The organism is Castellaniella sp. (assembly GCF_034675845.1).
GTDB lineage: Bacteria > Pseudomonadota > Gammaproteobacteria > Burkholderiales > Burkholderiaceae_B > Castellaniella.
In genome coordinates, this window is record NZ_JAUCCU010000001.1 from 1,295,015 (window position 1) to 1,314,689 (window position 19,675).

Annotated in this window: 13 protein-coding genes and 1 pseudogene; 9 read left to right on the forward strand and 5 right to left on the reverse strand. The window is 60.6% G+C overall.

From position 1 onward, the window contains the following. The first annotated feature begins 26 nt into the window (after window positions 1–26). The 4 genes and pseudogenes from VDP81_RS06210 (at window position 27) to VDP81_RS06225 (ending at window position 7,030) form a co-directional block, all read left to right on the forward strand. Entirely contained in the window at window positions 27–1,829 is a 1,803-nt protein-coding gene (locus VDP81_RS06210) for an alpha/beta fold hydrolase (protein WP_323011817.1), read from the forward strand. Between the two features lie 186 nt (window positions 1,830–2,015). Continuing rightward, window positions 2,016–3,830: a methyl-accepting chemotaxis protein gene (locus tag VDP81_RS06215; RefSeq protein ID WP_323011818.1), complete on the forward strand. Its 1,815-nt coding sequence runs from the start codon at window positions 2,016–2,018 to the stop codon at window positions 3,828–3,830. A gap of 109 nt (window positions 3,831–3,939) precedes the next feature. Further along, complete coding sequence (locus VDP81_RS06220) at window positions 3,940–5,754, forward strand: methyl-accepting chemotaxis protein (protein ID WP_323011819.1); 1,815 nt, start codon at window positions 3,940–3,942, stop codon at window positions 5,752–5,754. 147 nt (window positions 5,755–5,901) lie between these two features. Then, window positions 5,902–7,030 (forward strand): annotated as a pseudogene (locus VDP81_RS06225) (ABC transporter substrate-binding protein). Window positions 7,031–7,500: 470 nt separating this feature from the next. Here the strand turns inward: VDP81_RS06225 and VDP81_RS06230 are convergent. Next, entirely contained in the window at window positions 7,501–9,033 is a 1,533-nt protein-coding gene (locus VDP81_RS06230; protein ID WP_323011820.1) for a catalase, read from the reverse strand. Between the two features lie 145 nt (window positions 9,034–9,178). Here VDP81_RS06230 and VDP81_RS06235 point away from each other — a divergent pair, with 145 nt between their 5' ends. Beyond that, window positions 9,179–10,423: an oligosaccharide flippase family protein gene (locus VDP81_RS06235; RefSeq protein WP_322995524.1), complete on the forward strand. Its 1,245-nt coding sequence runs from the start codon at window positions 9,179–9,181 to the stop codon at window positions 10,421–10,423. 82 nt (window positions 10,424–10,505) lie between these two features. After that, window positions 10,506–11,813, forward strand: a complete 1,308-nt coding sequence (locus VDP81_RS06240; RefSeq protein ID WP_323011821.1) for a sugar transferase — start codon at window positions 10,506–10,508, stop codon at window positions 11,811–11,813. A 124-nt stretch (window positions 11,814–11,937) separates the two neighbouring features. Here the strand turns inward: VDP81_RS06240 and trpE are convergent, their stop codons facing one another. From trpE to rpe, 3 genes are all read right to left on the reverse strand, one after another. Continuing rightward, a complete protein-coding gene (gene trpE / locus VDP81_RS06245; protein WP_322995526.1) occupies window positions 11,938–13,458 on the reverse strand; it encodes an anthranilate synthase component I in 1,521 nt (506 codons plus the stop codon). A gap of 185 nt (window positions 13,459–13,643) precedes the next feature. Then, window positions 13,644–14,324, reverse strand: coding sequence for a phosphoglycolate phosphatase (locus tag VDP81_RS06250; RefSeq protein ID WP_323011822.1), 681 nt, complete (start codon window positions 14,322–14,324; stop codon window positions 13,644–13,646). 60 nt (window positions 14,325–14,384) lie between these two features. Then, window positions 14,385–15,098, reverse strand: coding sequence for a ribulose-phosphate 3-epimerase (gene rpe / locus VDP81_RS06255; RefSeq protein WP_322995528.1), 714 nt, complete (start codon window positions 15,096–15,098; stop codon window positions 14,385–14,387). A 115-nt stretch (window positions 15,099–15,213) separates the two neighbouring features. Between rpe and VDP81_RS06260 the strand changes: the two genes are divergently transcribed. From VDP81_RS06260 to VDP81_RS06270, 3 genes are all read left to right on the forward strand, one after another. Then, a complete protein-coding gene (locus VDP81_RS06260) occupies window positions 15,214–16,482 on the forward strand; it encodes a murein transglycosylase A (protein ID WP_323011823.1) in 1,269 nt (422 codons plus the stop codon). A 16-nt stretch (window positions 16,483–16,498) separates the two neighbouring features. After that, a complete protein-coding gene (locus tag VDP81_RS06265) occupies window positions 16,499–17,680 on the forward strand; it encodes an FAD-dependent monooxygenase (RefSeq protein ID WP_323011824.1) in 1,182 nt (393 codons plus the stop codon). Window positions 17,681–17,746: 66 nt separating this feature from the next. Continuing rightward, entirely contained in the window at window positions 17,747–18,559 is an 813-nt protein-coding gene (locus tag VDP81_RS06270; RefSeq protein ID WP_323011825.1) for a thioredoxin fold domain-containing protein, read from the forward strand. 94 nt (window positions 18,560–18,653) lie between these two features. On the opposite strand, the gene VDP81_RS06275 is transcribed toward VDP81_RS06270, so the two are convergent. Beyond that, window positions 18,654–19,571 carry a LysR family transcriptional regulator gene (locus VDP81_RS06275; protein WP_323011826.1) on the reverse strand — a complete coding sequence of 306 codons (918 nt, stop codon included), beginning with the start codon at window positions 19,569–19,571 and terminating at the stop codon, window positions 18,654–18,656. Window positions 19,572–19,675: the final 104 nt, after the last annotated feature.

Sequence of the window (19,675 nt, forward strand, 5' to 3'; positions counted from 1 at the left end):
CAACCCAATTTTGACAAAAGGCAGTCATGTCGATCCGTTCGTTACCACTTGTCACCCTGCTCGCCAGCCTGATCCTGGCCGGATGTAGTGACGGATCGGGTTCATCTGATTCGCCCCCCGCCCCCCAAGACCCCCTGGCAGTCTACAAAAACCAAACGGTCCAGTGGCACGATTGCAACGCCTATTTCTCTCCCAACGACCCAAATCCCAACAAAGCCTACGAATTCCAGATCGCCACCGACCTGGGCCAGCGCTTGCAGTGCGCCGACATCCAGGCCCCGCTGGACTACGCCCACCCTGATCAAGCGCAAATTTCCCTCGCCATGATGCGGGTGCAGGCCACAGATTCCCCCGCAAGCAAACCCAACCTGTTTTTCAACCCTGGTGGCCCAGGTGTGGATGGACAAACTTTGGCCATGCAATACGCCTATATCCTGGACAACGGCAGCGAAGCCACGCTCTTGGGTCAAAAATACCAAGAAATGGCGCAGTCCTATAACTTTGTCGGGTTTTCACCCCGAGGAGTAGGCGGTAGCACCCGCCAGATCTGTGCCGGCAACGAACTCGTCTATCAAACCGACCCCACCCGCTGGGGGAACACCCCGGAAAACATCCAGAAACTGACAAACGAAGCCCGCTACACCGCAACCAACTGCCAGAAAAACCCCATATCGGATTTCATCAATACCGATGCAACGGCACGCGACATGGACTTGATGCGCCATCTGCTGGGTGATACGCAGCTGCATTATTTTGGCATTTCATATGGCACCTGGCTGGGCTTCTGGTATGCGGGTATTTTTCCTGACCGTATTGGCCCCATGGTACTGGACAGCAATATGGACTTCAGCCAAGCCATGGCGGATGCATCCATCCTGTACAAAAAAGGGCAGATACTGTCTTTCATGGACTTTGTCGCACCCTATATGGCCCGGCACGACGATATCCTGGGCATGGGTAAAACCGCCCCTGAGGTCATCGCTCATGTGCAATCCCTGGGCCATGAAGCCACTGCGGCATTATTGGGCCTGGGCGTGGGCTTTCGGGTCGAACCCGCTGAAATCCCCGCCTATATTGCCGCCCTGAAGCTGATGACGATCACCCAAGACATGCTGGCTCAGGGCATGCCCTTGGACGACATCCAGCAAGCCTTGGCCGCCGTCCCCCCCATCGCCGACCCAGCCATCGACGAAACATTTCGCGACATGATAGACCCCGCAGTCCAGCAGATCGAAGCCCGTCGGTCCCCCTTGTTCTACACCACCTCAGACTTCTTCGCGCTGGATAATAGCGACTCTGTGTGGAATACCGTGGTGTGCAATGACGAAGCTATGCCCAACGGCCAGGATCAGGCCTATTGGACTCAAACCGCCCTGGATCTGGCGGCACGGGTACCCATCATCTCCAATTCTCTGATCGAACAGCCCTGCCTGCATTGGATGCGCCCCGCCAACATCACCAAACCGTCCATCGACAGTCTGAAGGACGCCCCACTGCTGATGCTGCAAAGCCAGTACGACGTACCCACCCCCTTGGAGGGAGCCCTGCGAACCTTTGATCAACTCCCCGCCACCAAAATGGTGCAGGTGAACAACGAAGGCACGCATGGGCTGATGATTTACGAAACCGAATGCGTGGACCTGCCCGTGATGGACTACCTGCTGGGCACTCCACCGGCTCAACGCCTGACTACCTGCCCAGGCAAACCTCTGACACTGGATCAGCAGCACAGCCAGCTCCAGAAAGCCCAGATGCCTGCGCCATCCAACTTCAAAAACCCGGTACTGGTCGAGGCCGTGATCAAACAACTGCGCCAATCGATTCGATAAGCCAAGGCGGCTTGCCACACCAGGTCGGCCGCCATTTTTTCACCAAAACAACAGAACTATTGTGTAACAGGGCCTCTGTTAAAGTATTCAGTTCCAGATACACTTCATACAATCCATAAAACACATTGGTCCATGCGGGTTGGCTGCCCGCGCGGCTCCATATTGCCCTTACACCCCGAGGACTCCATGCGCAACCTGAAAATCGGCACCCGGCTGGCACTGGGTTTTGGCTTCATCATTGTTTTACTGATCATCATGTCCGGCATCGGCGCGTGGCGCATGATATCCACAGAGTCCGGCAATGCGTCTCTGCAACACCTGCAGACCAACAACGCCCTGATTCTCCGTTGGGCGCGTCAGGTCGATGTCAACGCCAACCAGGCCTTGGCGGCAGCCAACCTGACCAATCCGGATGTACTGAAAATCTTCCGCGACGGCATGGCCGAATCCGACCAGAGGTCCGATGAATTACAGACCACCATCCAGAAAAACCTGGAAACGCCTGCCGCCGTGGCCCAATTCAACAAAGCCCTGAGCGTGCGCGAAACCTATCACACAGGCCGCGAGCAAGCCTTCAAAGACCTGGACAACGGCGACTACGCCAAGGCCGATACCTTCTTTAACCAAGAGATGCCCAAAATCACCGCCGAATATATCGGCGAAATTGACAAGCTCTCCCAGATACAAGGTACCGAAGTCCGGCACACTTTCACTGAATCCGCACAGACCAACCAACTGGGCCTGAGCCTGCTCGGCATCGCCACCTTGCTGGCGCTGATTTTCGGGCCGCTGTTCGCCTGGCGTGTCACCCGTTCGGTCACCCATCCTTTGCGCCACGCCATCGGGCTGGCAGAATCCGTGGCCCAGCGGGACCTCAGCCACGAGGTTCACGCCACCGGCAAGGACGAAATCGGCCAGTTGTTGCGCGCCTTGGACACCATGGAAGACAGCCTGCGCAACGCCGTCAGCGAAGTCCGCAGCGGCGCCGTGTCCATCGCCTCGGCGGCCAGCGAGATCTCCGCCGGCAACCTGGATCTGTCCTCGCGCACCGAACAGCAGGCCAGTTCCCTGGCGCAGACCGCCGCCACCATGGAACAAATCACTGCCACCGTGCGCCAGAACGCCGACAACACCCAACAAGCCAACACCCTGGCTTCGGCGGCTGCCCAGACCGCCTCCAACGGCGGCAGCCTGGTGGCTGAACTCGTCGGCACCATGGGCGAAATCAACAGCAAGTCCCAGCAGGTCGCCGACATCATCGGCGTGATCGACAGCATCGCCTTCCAGACCAACATCCTGGCCCTGAACGCCGCCGTCGAGGCCGCCCGCGCCGGTGAACAAGGCCGTGGCTTTGCCGTGGTCGCCGCCGAAGTCCGCGCTCTGGCCCAGCGATCCGCCGGTGCTGCCAAGGAAATCAAGGACCTGATCGATTCCTCCGTGCAGGCCACCACCAAGGGCAACGAACAGGCCGCCCACGCAGGCGACACCATGCAGGAAATCGTCTCCAGCATCAACCGTGTCACCGACATCATGGGCGAGATCAACGCGGCCAACCGCGAACAAACCACCGGTATCGAGGAAATCAATACCGCCATCACCCAGATGGACGACGCCACCCGCCAGAACGCCAGCCTGGTCGAGGAATCCGCCGCCGCCGCCACCAGCCTGCAGGCCCAGGCCGACAATCTGGCCAGCCTGGTGGCCACCTTCAACCTGGGGCAGCACAGCAGCGCAGCGCAATCCGCCGGTGCAGCACGCCAGCAGCGCAGCCACACCGGCAGCCAAACACGGTCCGGCACGGGCGCACACCAGCAACCCAGCGGTCAGGCGGCACGCATGCCCTCGGCCCCGGAAAAGGTGATCAGTCCGGCTCCGGGCCGCGCCCCCCGCACAGCCCAGGCCCCCGCCGCACCCGCGTCTGCAAGCAGCCGCCCCGCACTGCGCGCCCCCGGCAAACCTGCCCCAGCCACCGCAGATACCCAGGAATGGACCGAGTTTTAAGATTCAAGCAACCTGGACCACACCGCCTACAATTGCATACAATCAGCTTGCGATCTGCACCACTTGGCCCGCATCCTGCGGGCCTTTTGACACCAGGGAATCACTTGCGATGAAGAACTTGAAAATCGGCACCCGGCTGGCATTGGGCTTTGGCGTGGTTATTCTGTTGCTGGTGGTGCTTTCCTCTATCGGCTTCTGGCGCATTCTGGACAGCAACACGGCCAGCGCCAATTTGCGTGAACGCCAACAAATCAACACCCTGGTCCTGCAATGGGCGCGTCAGGCTGAAACCAACACCAGCCTGGCGCTGGGCGCGGCCAACATGAACGATCCAGAGGCCCGTGGCCGCGCCGAAACAGGCATGGCCAAATCCGACGAGGCCATCATGGCAGCGCGCAAGGCCCTGCAAGCGCACAATACGCAGCCAGAATTCACCGCACTGTTCAAACAAGCCAGCACCACCCAGGATGTTTTTTTTGCGGGTCGTAAAAAGGCCTTCGAGGATCTGGAAAACTGGGAAATCGGGCGGGCCAATGATTTCTTCAACCACGAAATGCCCAAGCTGACCCAGACCCTGATCCAACAGGTGGATCAACTGGCTACTTTTCAGCAAGGCTTAATTGATCAGATCAATCAGGAAACCCAGTCATCCAATCAATTGGGGCTGATGGTCCTGATCACCGCCACCTTGTTGGCGCTCTTGATCAGCCCGCTGCTGGCCTGGCGCACGACCCGCAGCATCACCCACCCCATGCACAATGCCATCGGGCTGGCTGAAGCCGTCGCTCAGCGGGATCTCAGCCACGAAATCCACGCCACCGGCAAGGACGAAATCGCCCAGTTGCTGCGCGCCCTGGGCCGCATGGAAGACAGCTTGCGCAGCGCGGTCGGCGAGGTCCGCAACGGAGCCAACTCGATTGCCTCGGCAGCCAGCGAAATCTCGGCCGGCAACCTGGACCTGTCCTCGCGCACCGAACAGCAGGCCAGTTCCCTGGCGCAGACCGCCGCCACCATGGAACAAATCACTGCCACCGTGCGCCAGAACGCCGACAACACCCAACAAGCCAACACCCTGGCCGCCACTGCCGCCCAGACCGCCTCCAGCGGCGGCAGCCTGGTGGCTGAACTGGTGGGCACCATGGGCGAAATCAACAGCAAGTCCCAGCAGGTCGCCGACATCATCGGCGTGATCGACAGCATCGCCTTCCAGACCAACATCCTGGCCCTGAACGCCGCCGTCGAGGCCGCCCGCGCCGGTGAACAAGGCCGTGGCTTTGCCGTGGTCGCCGCCGAAGTCCGCGCTCTGGCCCAGCGATCCGCCGGTGCTGCCAAGGAAATCAAGGACCTGATCGATTCCTCCGTGCAGGCCACCACCAAGGGCAACGAACAGGCCGCCCACGCAGGCGACACCATGCAGGAAATCGTCTCCAGCATCAACCGTGTCACCGACATCATGGGCGAGATCAACGCGGCCAACCGCGAACAAACCACCGGTATCGAGGAAATCAATACCGCCATCACCCAGATGGACGACGCCACCCGCCAGAACGCCAGCCTGGTCGAGGAATCCGCCGCCGCCGCCACCAGCCTGCAGGCCCAGGCCGACAATCTGGCCAGCCTGGTGGCCACCTTCAACCTGGGGCAGCACAGCAGCGCAGCGCAATCCGCCGGTGCAGCACGCCAGCAGCGCAGCCACACCGGCAGCCAAACACGGGCCGGCACGGGCGCACACCAGCAACCCAGCGGTCAGGCGGCACGCATGCCCTCGGCCCCGGAAAAGGTGATCAGTCCGGCTCCGGGCCGCGCCCCCCGCACAGCCCAGGCCCCCGCCGCACCCGCGTCTGCAAGCAGCCGCCCCGCACTACGCGCCCCCGGCAAACCTGCCCCAGCCACCGCAGATACCCAGGAATGGACTGAGTTCTAGCGCCGATGAGCATGTCGAAGATGGCAAATCATGGCCATCTTCGCCTCAATGTCCGGGGACCATGATTTCATGCCAAAATGGCCTGAAATTCTTAATATTGTGCCCACACGAACTGGAGACATCCCCGTGCGTTTTCCTCTCTTGACCATGGTGCTTGGCGCCGCATTATTCAGCAGTTCCCCGATTGTGCTGGGGCAAGTCAAAATAGGCGTCGTCACCTCGGCCACCGGCCCCACGGCACTGGTAGGCATCCCACAAAAAAACACGGTGCCGCTGCTGCCCCCAAAAGCAGGGGATCTCAGCATCGAATATATCAGCCTGGATGACGCCAGCGACCCCACCCAGACCGTCACGGCATTCAAAAAACTGATCAGTGAAAACCACGTCGATGCCCTGATTGGCCCCACGGGTTCGCCCAACTCCATGAGCGTGCTGCAGTTTGCCGCCGAATCCGGCACCCCCATGCTGGCGCCCGTCGGGGCGGCATCCATCGTGCTGCCCATGACAGACGATAAAAAATGGGCCTTCAAGACCACACAGAACACCGACATCATCGCCCAGGCGCTAGTCCAGGACATGGTCAAACGCGGGATCAAGACGGTAGGCTTCATCGGCTTTGCCGACGCCTACGGAGAAGACTGGTACCAGGTATTCAGCAAGCTCGCCCAGGATAACGGCCTGCAACTGGTGGTCGCCGAACGCTATCAGCGCACAGACAGCTCCGTCACGGGCCAGGCCTTGAAGGTGCTGGCCGCCAAACCTGACGCCGTGCTGGTGGCGGGCACCGGCGGCGCAGCCGCCCTGCCCCAGACCACACTGGTGCAACAGGGCTATAAGGGCCAGTTCTACCAAACCCACGGTGCCGCCCTGCCGGCCTTTCCTGACCCTGGGCGGCCCTGCCGTCGAGGGCACCATCCTGGCTGCCAGCCTGATGCTGGTACTGCCCGAAATCCCCGACAGCAACCCATCCAAGCCCATCGCCCAGGACTACATCCAACGCTATCAGGCCAAGTACGGCGAAAAGCCCGCCACCTTTGGGGCCAATGTCTACGACGCCGGCCTGCTGCTGCAACACGCCATCCCCATTGCCGCCAAAACCGCCCAACCGGGCACACCTGAATTCCGCCGGGCTCTGCGCGATGCGCTAGAACAAACCCACGAACTCACCGCCACCCAGGGGGTCTACAACATGAGCCCCGCAGACCACAGCGGCTTTGACAAACGCGGACGCGAACTCATCACCGTCAAAGACGGCAAATGGGTATTGGTGAAATAACCGTCCTTACAGCCAGGCCAATTAAAGGGGTCAGACACCATTTCCCGGAGCAATTAAAGGGGTCAGACACAATTAAAGGGGTCAGACACCATTTCCCGGAGGAAATGGTGTCTGACCCCTTTAATTTTGCGCCCGGTATATCTGCCGGGTGCTGAGGCGCTAAAATTGACATCTACACAGACTGGTGATGTCGATGAAAACAAAAGCATGTGCTGGACGGCCACAATCGCTGCGCAACTTCTTGTTGATCGTCCTGCCCCGGTGCCTAGGCCATGTGCCCTTGTTCATCAGGGTCTCATTGGCTTATTTACTGGCGATTGCAGTGGCCTGTCTTTCGTTAGGTATGTTTGTGTTTGTGCTGTTGGCCATGCAGCACATTTTTTAATGGGGTCATTTTAATGGGGTCAGACACCATTGCTTCAACAGCAGTGAATGGTGTCTGACCCCATTGTTTGGTCCTTAGCAAAAAATCACACGGGTAGGGCAACGCCTGGATTGCCCAGCATGGGATCATCTTTTCTGGATGCCAGCGCCCGATCCAGATCCAGCCCCAGCGCCTGGGCTACGCCTGCCCCATAGGCCGGGTCTGCGGCATGGCACTGACGAATATGCCGGAACTTCACGAACTCGGGGGCATCCCCCATGCCACGGGCCGTGTTGCCAAATAGAACGGCCTGTTGTGCGGGACTCATGAGCCGGAACAAGCGCCCTGGCTGTTCAAAATAATCCGCATCATCCTCGTGGAAGGGCCAGCAAGCGGCATCTCCCTGAATTTTCAGGGGAGGTTCGGCAAAGTCCGGTTGGCTTTGCCATTGACCGAAGCTATTGGGCTCGTAGTGCAGGGTCGACCCATAATTGCCATCCACCCGCCCCTGTCCGTCACGATGGTTGCTGTGCACAGGGCAGCGTGCCTGATTGACCGGAATCTGCTGGTAGTTGCTGCCCAGGCGATAACGCTGGGCGTCGGCATAATTGAACAGCCGCGCCTGCAGCATGCGGTCGGGGCTGGCGCCAATGCCGGGCACCAGATTGCTGGGGGCAAACGCGCTTTGTTCGACGTCGGCAAAAAAATTATCCGGATTGCGGTTCAGCTCGAATTCCCCGACGGGGATCAGCGGATAGTCGCTTTGGTACCAGACCTTGGTCAGGTCAAAGGGATGCACCCCATAGGTTTCAGCCTCGGCCTCGGGCATCACCTGGATGTACATGGTCCATTTCGGGAAATCTCCGCGTTCGATCGCCTGATACAGGTCACGCTGATGACTCTCGCGGTCCTGCGCAATCAGGGCGGCAGATTCTTCGTCTGTCAGGGTTTTGATGCCCTGCTGGGTCTTGAAATGCATTTTTACCCAGAAGCGCTCGCCGGCGGCATTCCAGAAACTGTAGGTATGGGACGAAAACCCATGCATGTGGCGATACGACGCGGGGATGCCCCGGTCGCTCATGACCACTGTGATCTGGTGCAGCGCCTCGGGCAGCAGCGTCCAAAAATCCCAGTTATGGCTGGCTGACCGCAAATTCGTGCGCGGATCGCGCTTGACGGCTTTGTTCAGATCGGGAAACTGACGCGGGTCACGGACGAAAAACACTGGGGTGTTATTGCCCACCATGTCCCAGTTGCCTTCCTCGGTGTAGAACTTCAGGGCGAAGCCGCGAATATCGCGTTCAGCGTCGGCCGCGCCGCGCTCGCCCGCCACCGTGGTGAAGCGGGCGAATAGTTCGGTTTTTTTACCAATGGATTCAAAGAGTTTAGCTCGGGTATAGCGTGTGATATCGTGCGTGACCGTGAAGGTGCCAAACGCCCCCGAGCCTTTGGCGTGCATGCGTCGCTCGGGAATGACCTCGCGCACGAATCCGGCCAGTTTCTCATTCAGCCATAAGTCCTGCGCCAACAGCGGGCCGCGTGGCCCAGCCGTCAGGCTGTCGCGGTTATTCGGCACCGGGGCACCAAAATCAGTGCTCAGGTGGGTAACGGGACAATGTTGAGCATCCGTTTTTTTCATCAAAACCTCCGGTTTCAGGGGAACAGGCAGTCTGTATCCAATGTATCGGTAATAATATTAAGATCGTACCTTATGCTACCAATATGTTTGCCACACGCAGCACCCACCATCTAATACCGGGCCCCAAGGATCGGCCTCGGTCAACATGACCGCTGCGCGTTCCTTTTTGAAAAACGCAGGGGCGTTGTACTTGGTCCAGATATTGGCGTTTCTGGTGCCTGTGCTCGAAATCCCTTTGTTGGCCAGGACCCTGGGCGTCAGCTTATATGGTCAGATCCTTTTTTGCCAAGCCCTGGCAATTACCTTGTCGCTGTTGGTAGAGTACGGCTTTGGCATCAATGCCGCACAGCAGACTGCGCTGGCGCACGGCAAAAAGAAAGTCCTGAACCGTTTGGTTTCCCAGGTATTGCTGGCCAAATCCATGCTGGCCGCCCCCATGGTGGCGCTGATCCTGCTGGTATGGGCGGCTGGCTGGTTGGATACCTACCTAGAGCATATCGCCTTGCTGGGCTTTGTGCTGGCGTATTTTCTGGCCTTCGGCTTTAGCCCGCTTTGGTATTTTCAGGGGCGTGAACAAATGGCGCTGCCTGCCTCTCTGGATATCATCCTGCGCCTGGCGGGGCTGGGGGTGCTGGCGATCTGGGTCCAAGGCCCACAGGATTTCATCCTGGCCTTGCCATTGCTCTGCGTGCCCACCCTGCTAAGCACCGCTGGAACGCTGCTGTGGTGCCGCCGCCAAGTCGGTCCACTGCAGCTCGATTTCGCCGGCGCCTGGCAACAGATCGTGCAGGGCTTTCATTTCTTTGTCTATCGTGGCGCCAGCAATCTGGCGATTGCCGCTGTGCCGGTGCTGCTGGGATTGACCTCTGGCAAGCGCGCAGTGGGCGAGTTCGCTCCAGCGGAAAAACTCATCAAGGGCATGACTGGCCTGGGCATGCCCTTTCTGACAGCGGTGTTTCCGATTTTTTCCAGGCGGCTGCAGGGTCCGGCGAATGCCGCTGCCTTGCGCCTGCCCTTGCTGGTGCTGCTGGGGGTGATGGTGGTGGCGCTGGCTGGCACCGCCTTGGCCTGGTGGCTGGGCCCCTGGGTGCTGGACACCATGCTGGGAACAGGCTATCCGGGCGCCGGCACCATCTACCAAGCGCTGCTGGCCCTGGCCCCCTTGCGCATCCTGAACCAAAGCATTGCCATGGTGCTGCTGATCCCCGCTGGTCGCTCCAGATCCGTCAGCTATGTGGTGCTGATGTTTTCCTTATTGGGCTTGGGCACGGGCACAACCCTGTCTGTCTTCTTCGGCGGCATCGGCATGGCTGCAGGCCTGGTCGGAATAGAAGCCTTGCTCTTGCTCGTGATGCTGTTGCTGGCCAGAAGAACCGTGCGCTTGGCTTAAGGATGGATGCACTATGATGCGTAGTTCAAGCAGCACCGCCGCAGAAAACCCAACAACATCCATGACAGGAAATGAATAAATAGTGCCAGATACGCAATCATCGACAGATTCCTCTGCCTCTCACGTCGAACGGCGACATTCCCGCTGGTACGAGATCGTTTTGCTCAGCACGCCATTTCAGATGCTGGCCGGCCTGATCGTCGTCCTGCTGCTGCCTGCCATGGGCGCCTGGGGGCTGGACTTCTGGCGCTACCCGGACGGCCCCCGGGTCAATACCCAGTGGGTCGTGGGGCTGTCTTTTATTCTGATCGTACTGGTGTTGCGCCGCTTATCCGGGTTCGCCGGAGGCGGCTTGATCGCCCATGTCGCGCCGGTGGTCAGCGTGATTTATCTGCTGGCGTTTGCGGGGCTGTTCTTTACCCGCAGCGATTATTCCCGGCCTGTGCTGTTATCGGCCTATGTGCTCAGCCTGCTGTGGTGCTACGCAGGATATTTTGTTGGTCGCCGCTACCGCAAGGTCAAGCTGGCCGTCTTGCCCATGGGGCAGGATTGCACACTGCCCTCGGGGCCCAATCTGGAAGTTCGCCATCTGACTGAACCCGATCTGCATGGGGTGCGCTACGACGCGCTGGTAGCGGACCTGCGCAGCCCAGCCATGACCGCAGAATGGGAACGCTTCGTGGCTCGCTGTATCCTGGCACAGATTCCGGTGATTCATGTGCGCCGGGTGATGGAAAGCCTGAGCGGCCAGGTGCGCCTGGATCATCTGTCGGAAAACGAAGTCGGCACCTTGCTGCCATCGCCGCTGTACGTGATGTGCAAACGGTGGATGGATATTGCCGTGGTGCTGTTGGCTGCCCCACTGGCGCTGCCCGTGATGGTGGCCACGGCGGTGGCGATCCGCCGCGACAGCCCCGGACCGGCCTTGTTCGTGCAAAACCGCGTAGGCCTGGGCAATCATGACTTTCGCATCTATAAATTTCGCAGCATGCGGCTGGATGCCGAATCAGCCGGGGCGCGGCTGGCGGCGGACGGTGATGAGCGCATCACACGCGTGGGCGCCTTCATCCGCAAAACCCGCCTGGACGAACTACCGCAATTATGGAACGTCCTGAAGGGCGACATGAGCCTGATCGGCCCCCGCCCCGAGCAGCGGGTATTCGTCGATCAGTTCGACGCCGAAATCCCGTTTTATATCTATCGCCACGTCGTGCGCCCCGGCATCACTGGTTGGGCGCAAGTGATGCAGGGCTATGCGGGTGACGCCGACGCCACCCGCATCAAAATCCAGCACGACTTTTACTACATCAAACACTTTTCATTATGGCTGGATATCCTGATCCTGTTCAAAACCGTGCGTATCGTCCTGACCGGCTGGGGCGCGCGATGAAATAAAGGGCTCAAAATAAAGGGGTCAGACACCATTTCTCTGAAATGGTGTCTGACCCCTTTATTTCTCGGGGACAGACCCCGATTTATTAAATCGGGGTCTGTCCCCATTATTTAGTTCTTGATTAAATCGGCTCGTCCAACCCGAACTGGACTTGTTCGGCAGCACGCAGCAGGGCACGCGCCTTGGCCTCGGTTTCCTGCCATTCTTTTTCCGGGTCCGAATCGGCCACGATCCCGGCGGCGGCCTGGACATAGAGCATGCCGTCACGGATGATGCCGGTGCGAATAGCAATGGCCATGTCCATTTCACCGCCATAGCTGAGATAACCCGCTGCCCCGCCATAAATACCGCGCTGCACGGGCTCCAGCTCGTCGATGATTTCCATGGCGCGAACCTTGGGGGCGCCGGTCAGCGTACCCGCCGGGAAAGTGGCCCGCAATACATCCAGGCTGCTCATGCCGTCTTGCAGTTCGCCGCGCACATTGGATACCAGGTGCATCACGTGCGAATAGCGCTCGATCGTCATGGTGTCCGTGACCTCGACCGAGCCGGTCTTGGCCACCCTGCCTATGTCGTTGCGGGCCAGATCGATCAGCATGACATGCTCGGCGCGCTCTTTCGGGTCGGCCAGCAGTTCTTGTTCCAGGCGCAGATCCTCGTCTTGGGTGGTGCCGCGCTTGCGCGTACCGGCCAAGGGGCGGATGGTGACCATCTCGCGGGTGTGGCCGGAGACAGTTTCGCGGTCCTGACGCACCAGGATTTCTGGCGACGCCCCCACGACATGGAAGCTGTCGAAGTTCCAGTAGTACATATAGGGCGATGGATTCAGCGAACGCAACGCCCGATACAAGGACAGGGGTGAATCGCGGAAAGGTTTGGCAATCACCTGGCCCACCTGAACCTGCATCAGGTCGCCTGCGGCAATGTATTCCTTGGCCTTCAAGACAGCGGCAATGTAGTCGTCTTTCTTGAAGTCGCGCTCGGTGGGGGTCTGCATGCTGGCGTAGGCATAGGGGATGACCACCGGCGTGCGCAGTTTCTCGCGCAGGGCACGCAGGCGACGGCGGCCCAGAGCGTAGGCCTCGGGCTGGGCCGGATCGGCATAAACAATCAGGTAAGTACGCCCGGCCAGATTATCCACGATGACCAGTTCATCCACCTGCAACAGCATCATGTCGGGCGTGCCCGGCTGCTGGCCCGCAGGACGGGGTTTCACGCAAGGCCCCAGACGCGGCTCGATGTGGCGCACCGTGTCGTAGCCAAAATAACCTGCCAGACCGCCCGCAAAGCGCGGCATGCCGGGGCGCAATGCGACCTTGAAGCGCTGCTGGAATGCCTCGATGAAGGCCAGCGGATCGCCTTGGTGGGATTCCACCACCTGGCCCTGGTGCACGACCTCGGTGGTATTGCCGGTGGCACGAATCAGGGTCTTGGCCGGCAAGCCGATAAAGGAATAACGTCCGAAGCGTTCGCCGCCCACCACGGACTCCAGCAGGCAGCTGTTGCGACCGGCCTCTGGGCCCGCATGGGCAAGCTTCAGATAAATAGCCAACGGAGTGTCCAGGTCGGCGTAGGTTTCCGCAATCAATGGAATACGGTTGTAGCCTTGGGCGGCCAGTGCATTGAATTCGATTTCTGTCATGGAGGTCGATGTGGTGAAGTTACAAAGGACCGGGACAGAAAAAAGCCCGGCCAAAAGAAGGTCCGGGCGGTGCGTACAGGGCGGCGCGGCCATAGGACCACGCGCGCCAGGAAGCCATTACCCGGAACGCCAGCGCCACCAGCGCCAAGTGGCGCGGGTGACGATCGGGTAATAGGACAAAGGTGTCATGTGGCTTGTGGGTGAGTCTGGGCTGCCCATTGGGCGGCCTCTAGGATGGTTTCCACTATAGCATCCACCGGCAAGCTCTGCACAGACTGGCCTTCGTTGTACCCATACGGCACGGCCAGCACCGGGATACCGGCGGCTTGTGCTGCCTGGGCATCATTGATCGAATCCCCGATGAACAGCGCCTGTGCGGGCTTGATGCCCAGCAGGTCGCAGGCATGAAACAAGGGCAGCGGATCGGGTTTCTTGCGCTCGCAGGTATCCCCGCAGACAACGGCGTCGAAATAATCGGCCAGACCCATGTGCTGCAACAACGGGGCGGTGAATGCCTTGCCCTTGTTGGTGACCACGGCCAACCGGGCGCCCTGGTCGCGAAAAGCCTGCAAACCGGCAAGCACATCCGGGTAGAGCTGGCTGTAACGACCATTAAGCACTCGGTAATGGTCCTGGAACCGTGCTAGGCCACGCATGACGAAGTCGATGCTGGGGGCCGGGCTGTCGTGGCCCAGGGCCCGCATGACCAGTTGTTCGACGCCTTTGCCGACAAAAGTGGCAATCAGGGCCTCGGGCAAAGGAGGCTGTCCCATATCCAGGCGCATGGCATTGACGGCAGCCGCCAGATCGGGAATGGTATGCACCAAGGTGCCATCCAGATCAAACAGTATTCCGGAAAACTGCATTTTTTAGCAAATCCAGGACGCAAAGCCTACTATCGTAACACGAAACGACGGATAAAGGGCTTATTTATGTATCAAATGACGGGCGTCCCCCTGGGCAATGCCCTGGCGCAGGGTGGCGATTACCTGGGCATAGTCCGGTTGCCCGAAAATCGCGGAACCCGCCACAAAAACATCAGCCCCGGCGGCGCGGATATCAGCGATGTTATCGGCCTTGACCCCGCCATCGACCTCCAGGGCAATCGGCTGTCCACCCTGGGCCTGCCAGGCATCGATGCGCGCCCGCGCCTGGGTCAGCTTGGCCAGGGTGTGGGGAATAAAGGACTGGCCCCCGAAACCGGGGTTGACGGACATCAGCAAGACCAGGTCCAGGCGTTCCATCAGGTGGTCCATCCAGTGCAGCGGCGTGGCGGGGTTAAAGACCAGCCCGGCCTGACAGCCATGATCGCGGATCAGGGCCAGGGTGCGGTCCACATGGCGCGAGGCCTCGGGGTGAAAGCTGATGATGTTGGCCCCGGCCTGAGCAAAAGCAGGGATCAAAGCATCCACGGGCTCGACCATCAGATGCACATCGATAGGGGCCTGGGTATGCGGGCGCAATGCAGCACACACCATGGGCCCCATGGTCAGGTTGGGCACGAAATGGTTATCCATCACGTCAAAATGAATCCAATCGGCACCGGCGGCGATCACCGTCGTGGTTTCATCACCCAGGCGAGCAAAATCAGCGGCGAGCAGGCTGGGGGCAATGCGGGCGGCAGGCAATGGGGAAGTCATAGGAAAAATGGTCACAGGTTGATTAGAATCTGGCGGGCACCCCCGGCAAGCAAGTCGCGGGATGTGTCATGATGGCGATGGTTCGATTTCCTCATTTTAAATCAGCTGGTTCTGAATGAATAAACTGCTCTGGTCTGCGGCCGTATTGGCTCTGTTAAGCGCTTGCTCCTCGATCCCCGAGCATGAGGCGTCCGCCCCTCTGACGGAATCCGCAGCCCTCAAGCCGCTGGTGGTCCCCGCCTTGGCAGCCCTGCCCGAAACTCCGCCCCGCGCCCTGAAGGGCCACTTGGCGGCGGCGTCCTGGCAACAGCTGCCCGGCTGGGGCAACGATGATTTATCCCACGTCTGGAAGGCCCTGCTGAATGACTGCCGAGGGCTGATGCGACCCGTCTCAGGGTCGCTGGCGCTGCCGACGCGGGCCGCCCCCCGAGCCTGGCAGCCCGTCTGTCAGGCAGCCGTGCAGGCTGGCCTGGGGCCCAATGCAGCGGGCCAGCCTGTACGCCAGTTCCTGCAGGCGCATCTGCGGCCCTGGCGGCTGGATCAATCCCCCGGCCAGGCGGCCAGCGGCACGGTCACCGGCTATTACGAGCCCCTGATTCGCGCCTCGCGCAACCAGGAAGGACAGTATCAATGGCCGCTGTATGCCACGCCGTCTGATTTGCTGATGATCGATCTGGGCGCAATCTACCCGGATCTGGCCGGCAAACGCGTGCGCGGCAAGCTGGATGGGCGGCGCGTAGTACCCTACGACACGCGGGCTCAGATCGCGGCCAATCCAGCCCGCCAGCCGCCGGTCATCGTCTGGGCCAACGATCCGGTCGAGGCGTTTTTCCTGCAGATTCAGGGCTCGGGCCGCGCCCTGCTACCCGATGGCGGGGTACTGCGGTTGGCCTACGATGACCATAACGGCCAGCCCTACGTCTCCATCGGTCAATGGCTGGCACGCCAGGGCGAAATGCCGTTGGCACAGACCTCCATGCAAAACATCAAACAATGGGCACGCAATCACCCGGACCGGGTGCAGACCCTGCTGAATGTGAACCCGGCCATGGTGTTCTTCCGGGCAGAATCCATTACCGACCCCGAACTCGGGCCGAACGGTGCCTATGGAATTCCCTTGATGGCACAGCGTGCCGTGGCGGTGGATACCGAATTCGTGCCCCTGGGAACACCGCTGTGGCTGGACACTAAACAACCGGGCGGGGCACCCCTGCAGCGGCTGGTATTCGCCCAGGATACCGGCGCGGCCATTCGCGGCGCGGCACGGGCCGACTTTTACTGGGGCACGGGCGACGAAGCCGGTGCGGCGGCGGGGCGCATGAAACAACCCGGACGCATGTGGCTATTGTGGCCAACGGCGGCAGGCACACCGTCGGCTCGATGAACTCAAAGGCAGCATCATGAACCCTCCTATTCTGGTTTGCGGCACCGGCATCGCCGGCTTGGCATGCGCCCTGGGCTTATCACGCGCCGGCCTGCCCGTCGCCCTGCTGGGGCCGCGCCACCCCCCTGCCCTGCGCCCCGCAGACGACTATCATCCCCGGGTATATGCCATTTCAAGCGCCAGCCAGGCACTGCTGGATCGCCTGGGGGCATGGCGGTTGATGGACATGCGCCGCGTCACGCCGGTCGAAACCATGGAAATCCACGGCGACGCCCAGGGCACGCTGGACTTGTCCGCCTGGCAGGATGCCCGCGACACCCTGGCCTGGATTGTCGAATCCGGCGAGATCGAACGCGCTTTGCAGCAGGCCGTACAAGTCATGGGGCTGGCCTGGCACGAGGACCACTTCCTCAGCCTGAACACCAGCCCCGACGGGGTGCAGGTCACGACCCAACAGGGCCGACAATGGCACACGCCGTTGCTGGTGGGGGCCGATGGGGCGCGATCCCCCGTACGCCAGGCCGCCGGCATCCAGCACGATTACACACCGTATGGCGACATGGGGGTGGTGGCGCATCTGGATATAGGCCGCGCGCACCAAAACTACGCCTGCCAGTGGTTTACCGGCGATAGCGTATTTGCCCTGCTGCCCATGCCGGACACGGCCAATGGTCCACAGGCCTCGCTGGTCTGGTCCATGCCAGAAAGCCAGGCACGCCAGTGGATGGCCATGGATACCGATGCGGCCCAGACCTGGTTTGCCAGTCACGCCCAGGCCATCACAGGCGGGCGGCTGGGGGCTTTGCGCCTGCGCACCCACCCCCAGGGCTTCCCCTTGACGCTAGAGCGCAGCGCCATGACGGCGCCGGGCGTGGCACTGGTGGGCGATGCCGCGCACCGGGTACATCCCCTGGCCGGACAAGGACTGAACCTGGGATTAGGCGATGTGGATACCCTGCTGCAGGTGCTGTCCACCCGCGAAGCGCACCGCCCACTGGGCGACCCACGCCTGCTGGCCCGCTATCGCCGCCGCCGCGCCGAACCCGTCATCGCCATGGGCCTGGTCACCCACGGCCTGCACCGCTTGTTTGCCACCCCGTGCGTCCCGCTGGCCTGGGCGCGCAACCAGGGCATGCTGGTGGCCAACCAGATCCCTTTTCTGAAGCGCCAACTGATTCGCGCCGCAGCGGGCAACTGATCAAGACACCCACCCGGATTGCATCCTCGCATTAAAATGCGGTTCAACACACCAAAAGTATTTGCCATGAAATTTCAAATTTATCTTGCCGCCCTGATCCTGGGCGCAGGCCTGTCCGGCGTGGCATCAGCAGCCCCCGCCGATGCGGACACCCCCGACGCCGTCGTGATTGGCACCAGCGGCACCGCCAACGCGCCCGATGCCAAAGTCCTGTCTACGGCAGCCACCCCCGAGCAAATTCAGACGATCAGCCAGGCGTTTGGCCAGCGCTTTCCTGGTATCCAGGTAGACGCCGTGCGCCTGACGCCGATGCCGGGTATTTTTGAAATCCAGGTCGGGCTGGATCTGGTCTATGCGGACGACCAGGTCAATTATGTCCTGCAGGGTTCGCTGATCGACGCCAAGGCGCGCCGCGACCTGACCGCCGAACGCCTGGAACTCCTGCAGCAGGTGGCATTCGACAGCCTGCCCCTGGAACGCGCCATCCGCCAGGTCAAGGGCACCGGCGCCCGCCAGATCGCGGTATTCGAAGACCCCAACTGCGGCTACTGCAAGCAGCTGCACCAGACCCTGGAAAGCATCGACGATGTGACGGTGTATACCTTTCTATATCCCATTCTGTCGCCTGATTCCAATACCAAATCACGCGATATCTGGTGCGCCTCCGACCCGGCTGCCACCTGGAAATCCTGGATGGTCAGGGGCGAAGTCCCCGCCACCGCCGATTGCTCCACACCGATCGACGAAAACCTGGCCCTGGGTCGTCAGCTGAATGTACGCGGCACACCCGCCATCTTCTTTGCCGACGGCAGCCGCGTCAATGGCGCCCTGCCTCTGGACGCCCTGAAGCAAAAGCTGGATGCGCAGGGCGCAGGCTAAATCGCATCGGCCAGCGTCGCCGATCTAGGCACCTGGTACATATGGTGTCTGACCCCATTACATATGGGGTCAGACACCATTTCCTCCGCAGCAGTCAAACCACGAAGGCGCAGGCCTCAAGCGCCTTATTGTGTTGCTGACGGGTGTGTTCGACCAGATAATCCAAAAAAACCTGGGACCGCTGTGGGATGAATTTGCGGCTGGGCATGGCCGCGTACATCGCCAGCCGCCCGGTGACCCAGGGGCTCAGCACGCGGACCATTTCGCCCCGGGCAAGATACGGCGCGACAATGTCCAGCGATATCGACGTAATGCCCGCGCCATCCAGCGTGGCGCGCAGCAGGGTATCGGTATGGTTTGCAATCAGCACGGGTTCGGCATTGACCTGAGTCTGGTCAGCGCGACCCGGCCCGCGCCACATGCGCCAGATATTCAGCGCTTCACCTACCTTGTTAAGCCGCAGGCATTCATGTTTGCTTAAATCCTCTGGGATTTCCGGCTGGCCCTTGCGCGCCACATAACCCCGCGACGCCACCAGCACCACATCGGACTCAATTACCTTGCGGGCTACGATATCCGCATCAAAGCCGACATCGGCGCCCAACAAGGTAATGTCGTAGTTCTCGATGGGCGAGTCTGTGTATGTTTCGACATCGATGTCGATCACGATGCCGGGATGGCACTGACGAAAGCCGGACAGCAAAGGCGCAAGCACGTAGCTTGCCAGGACCGGCTGCGTATGCACACGCAAACGACCGGCGAGGGCTTGGGTGTGGGCGCTGGCCATGGCATCCGCCTCGGCCACGTCCTGCAGAATCTGGCGCACGCGTGCCAGATAGGCTTCTCCGGCCTCGGTCAGTGTCACGCGCCGTGTCGTCCGCTGAAACAAGCGGGTCCCAAGCTGGGTTTCCAGTTCGGCAATCAGGCGTGTCACCACGGGCGGCGACAGATGCAGCGCCCGCGCCGCCGCCGCAAACCCGCCTTCGGTGGCGACCTGTTCAAAAATTCGCATTGCGCGTAAACGCCCCATACCCGATCAATCCATCATTATTCCATTAATAGGAATAGTGTATATCTATTTTGACTATTTATTCTATTAAGCAAAATTATTAAAAT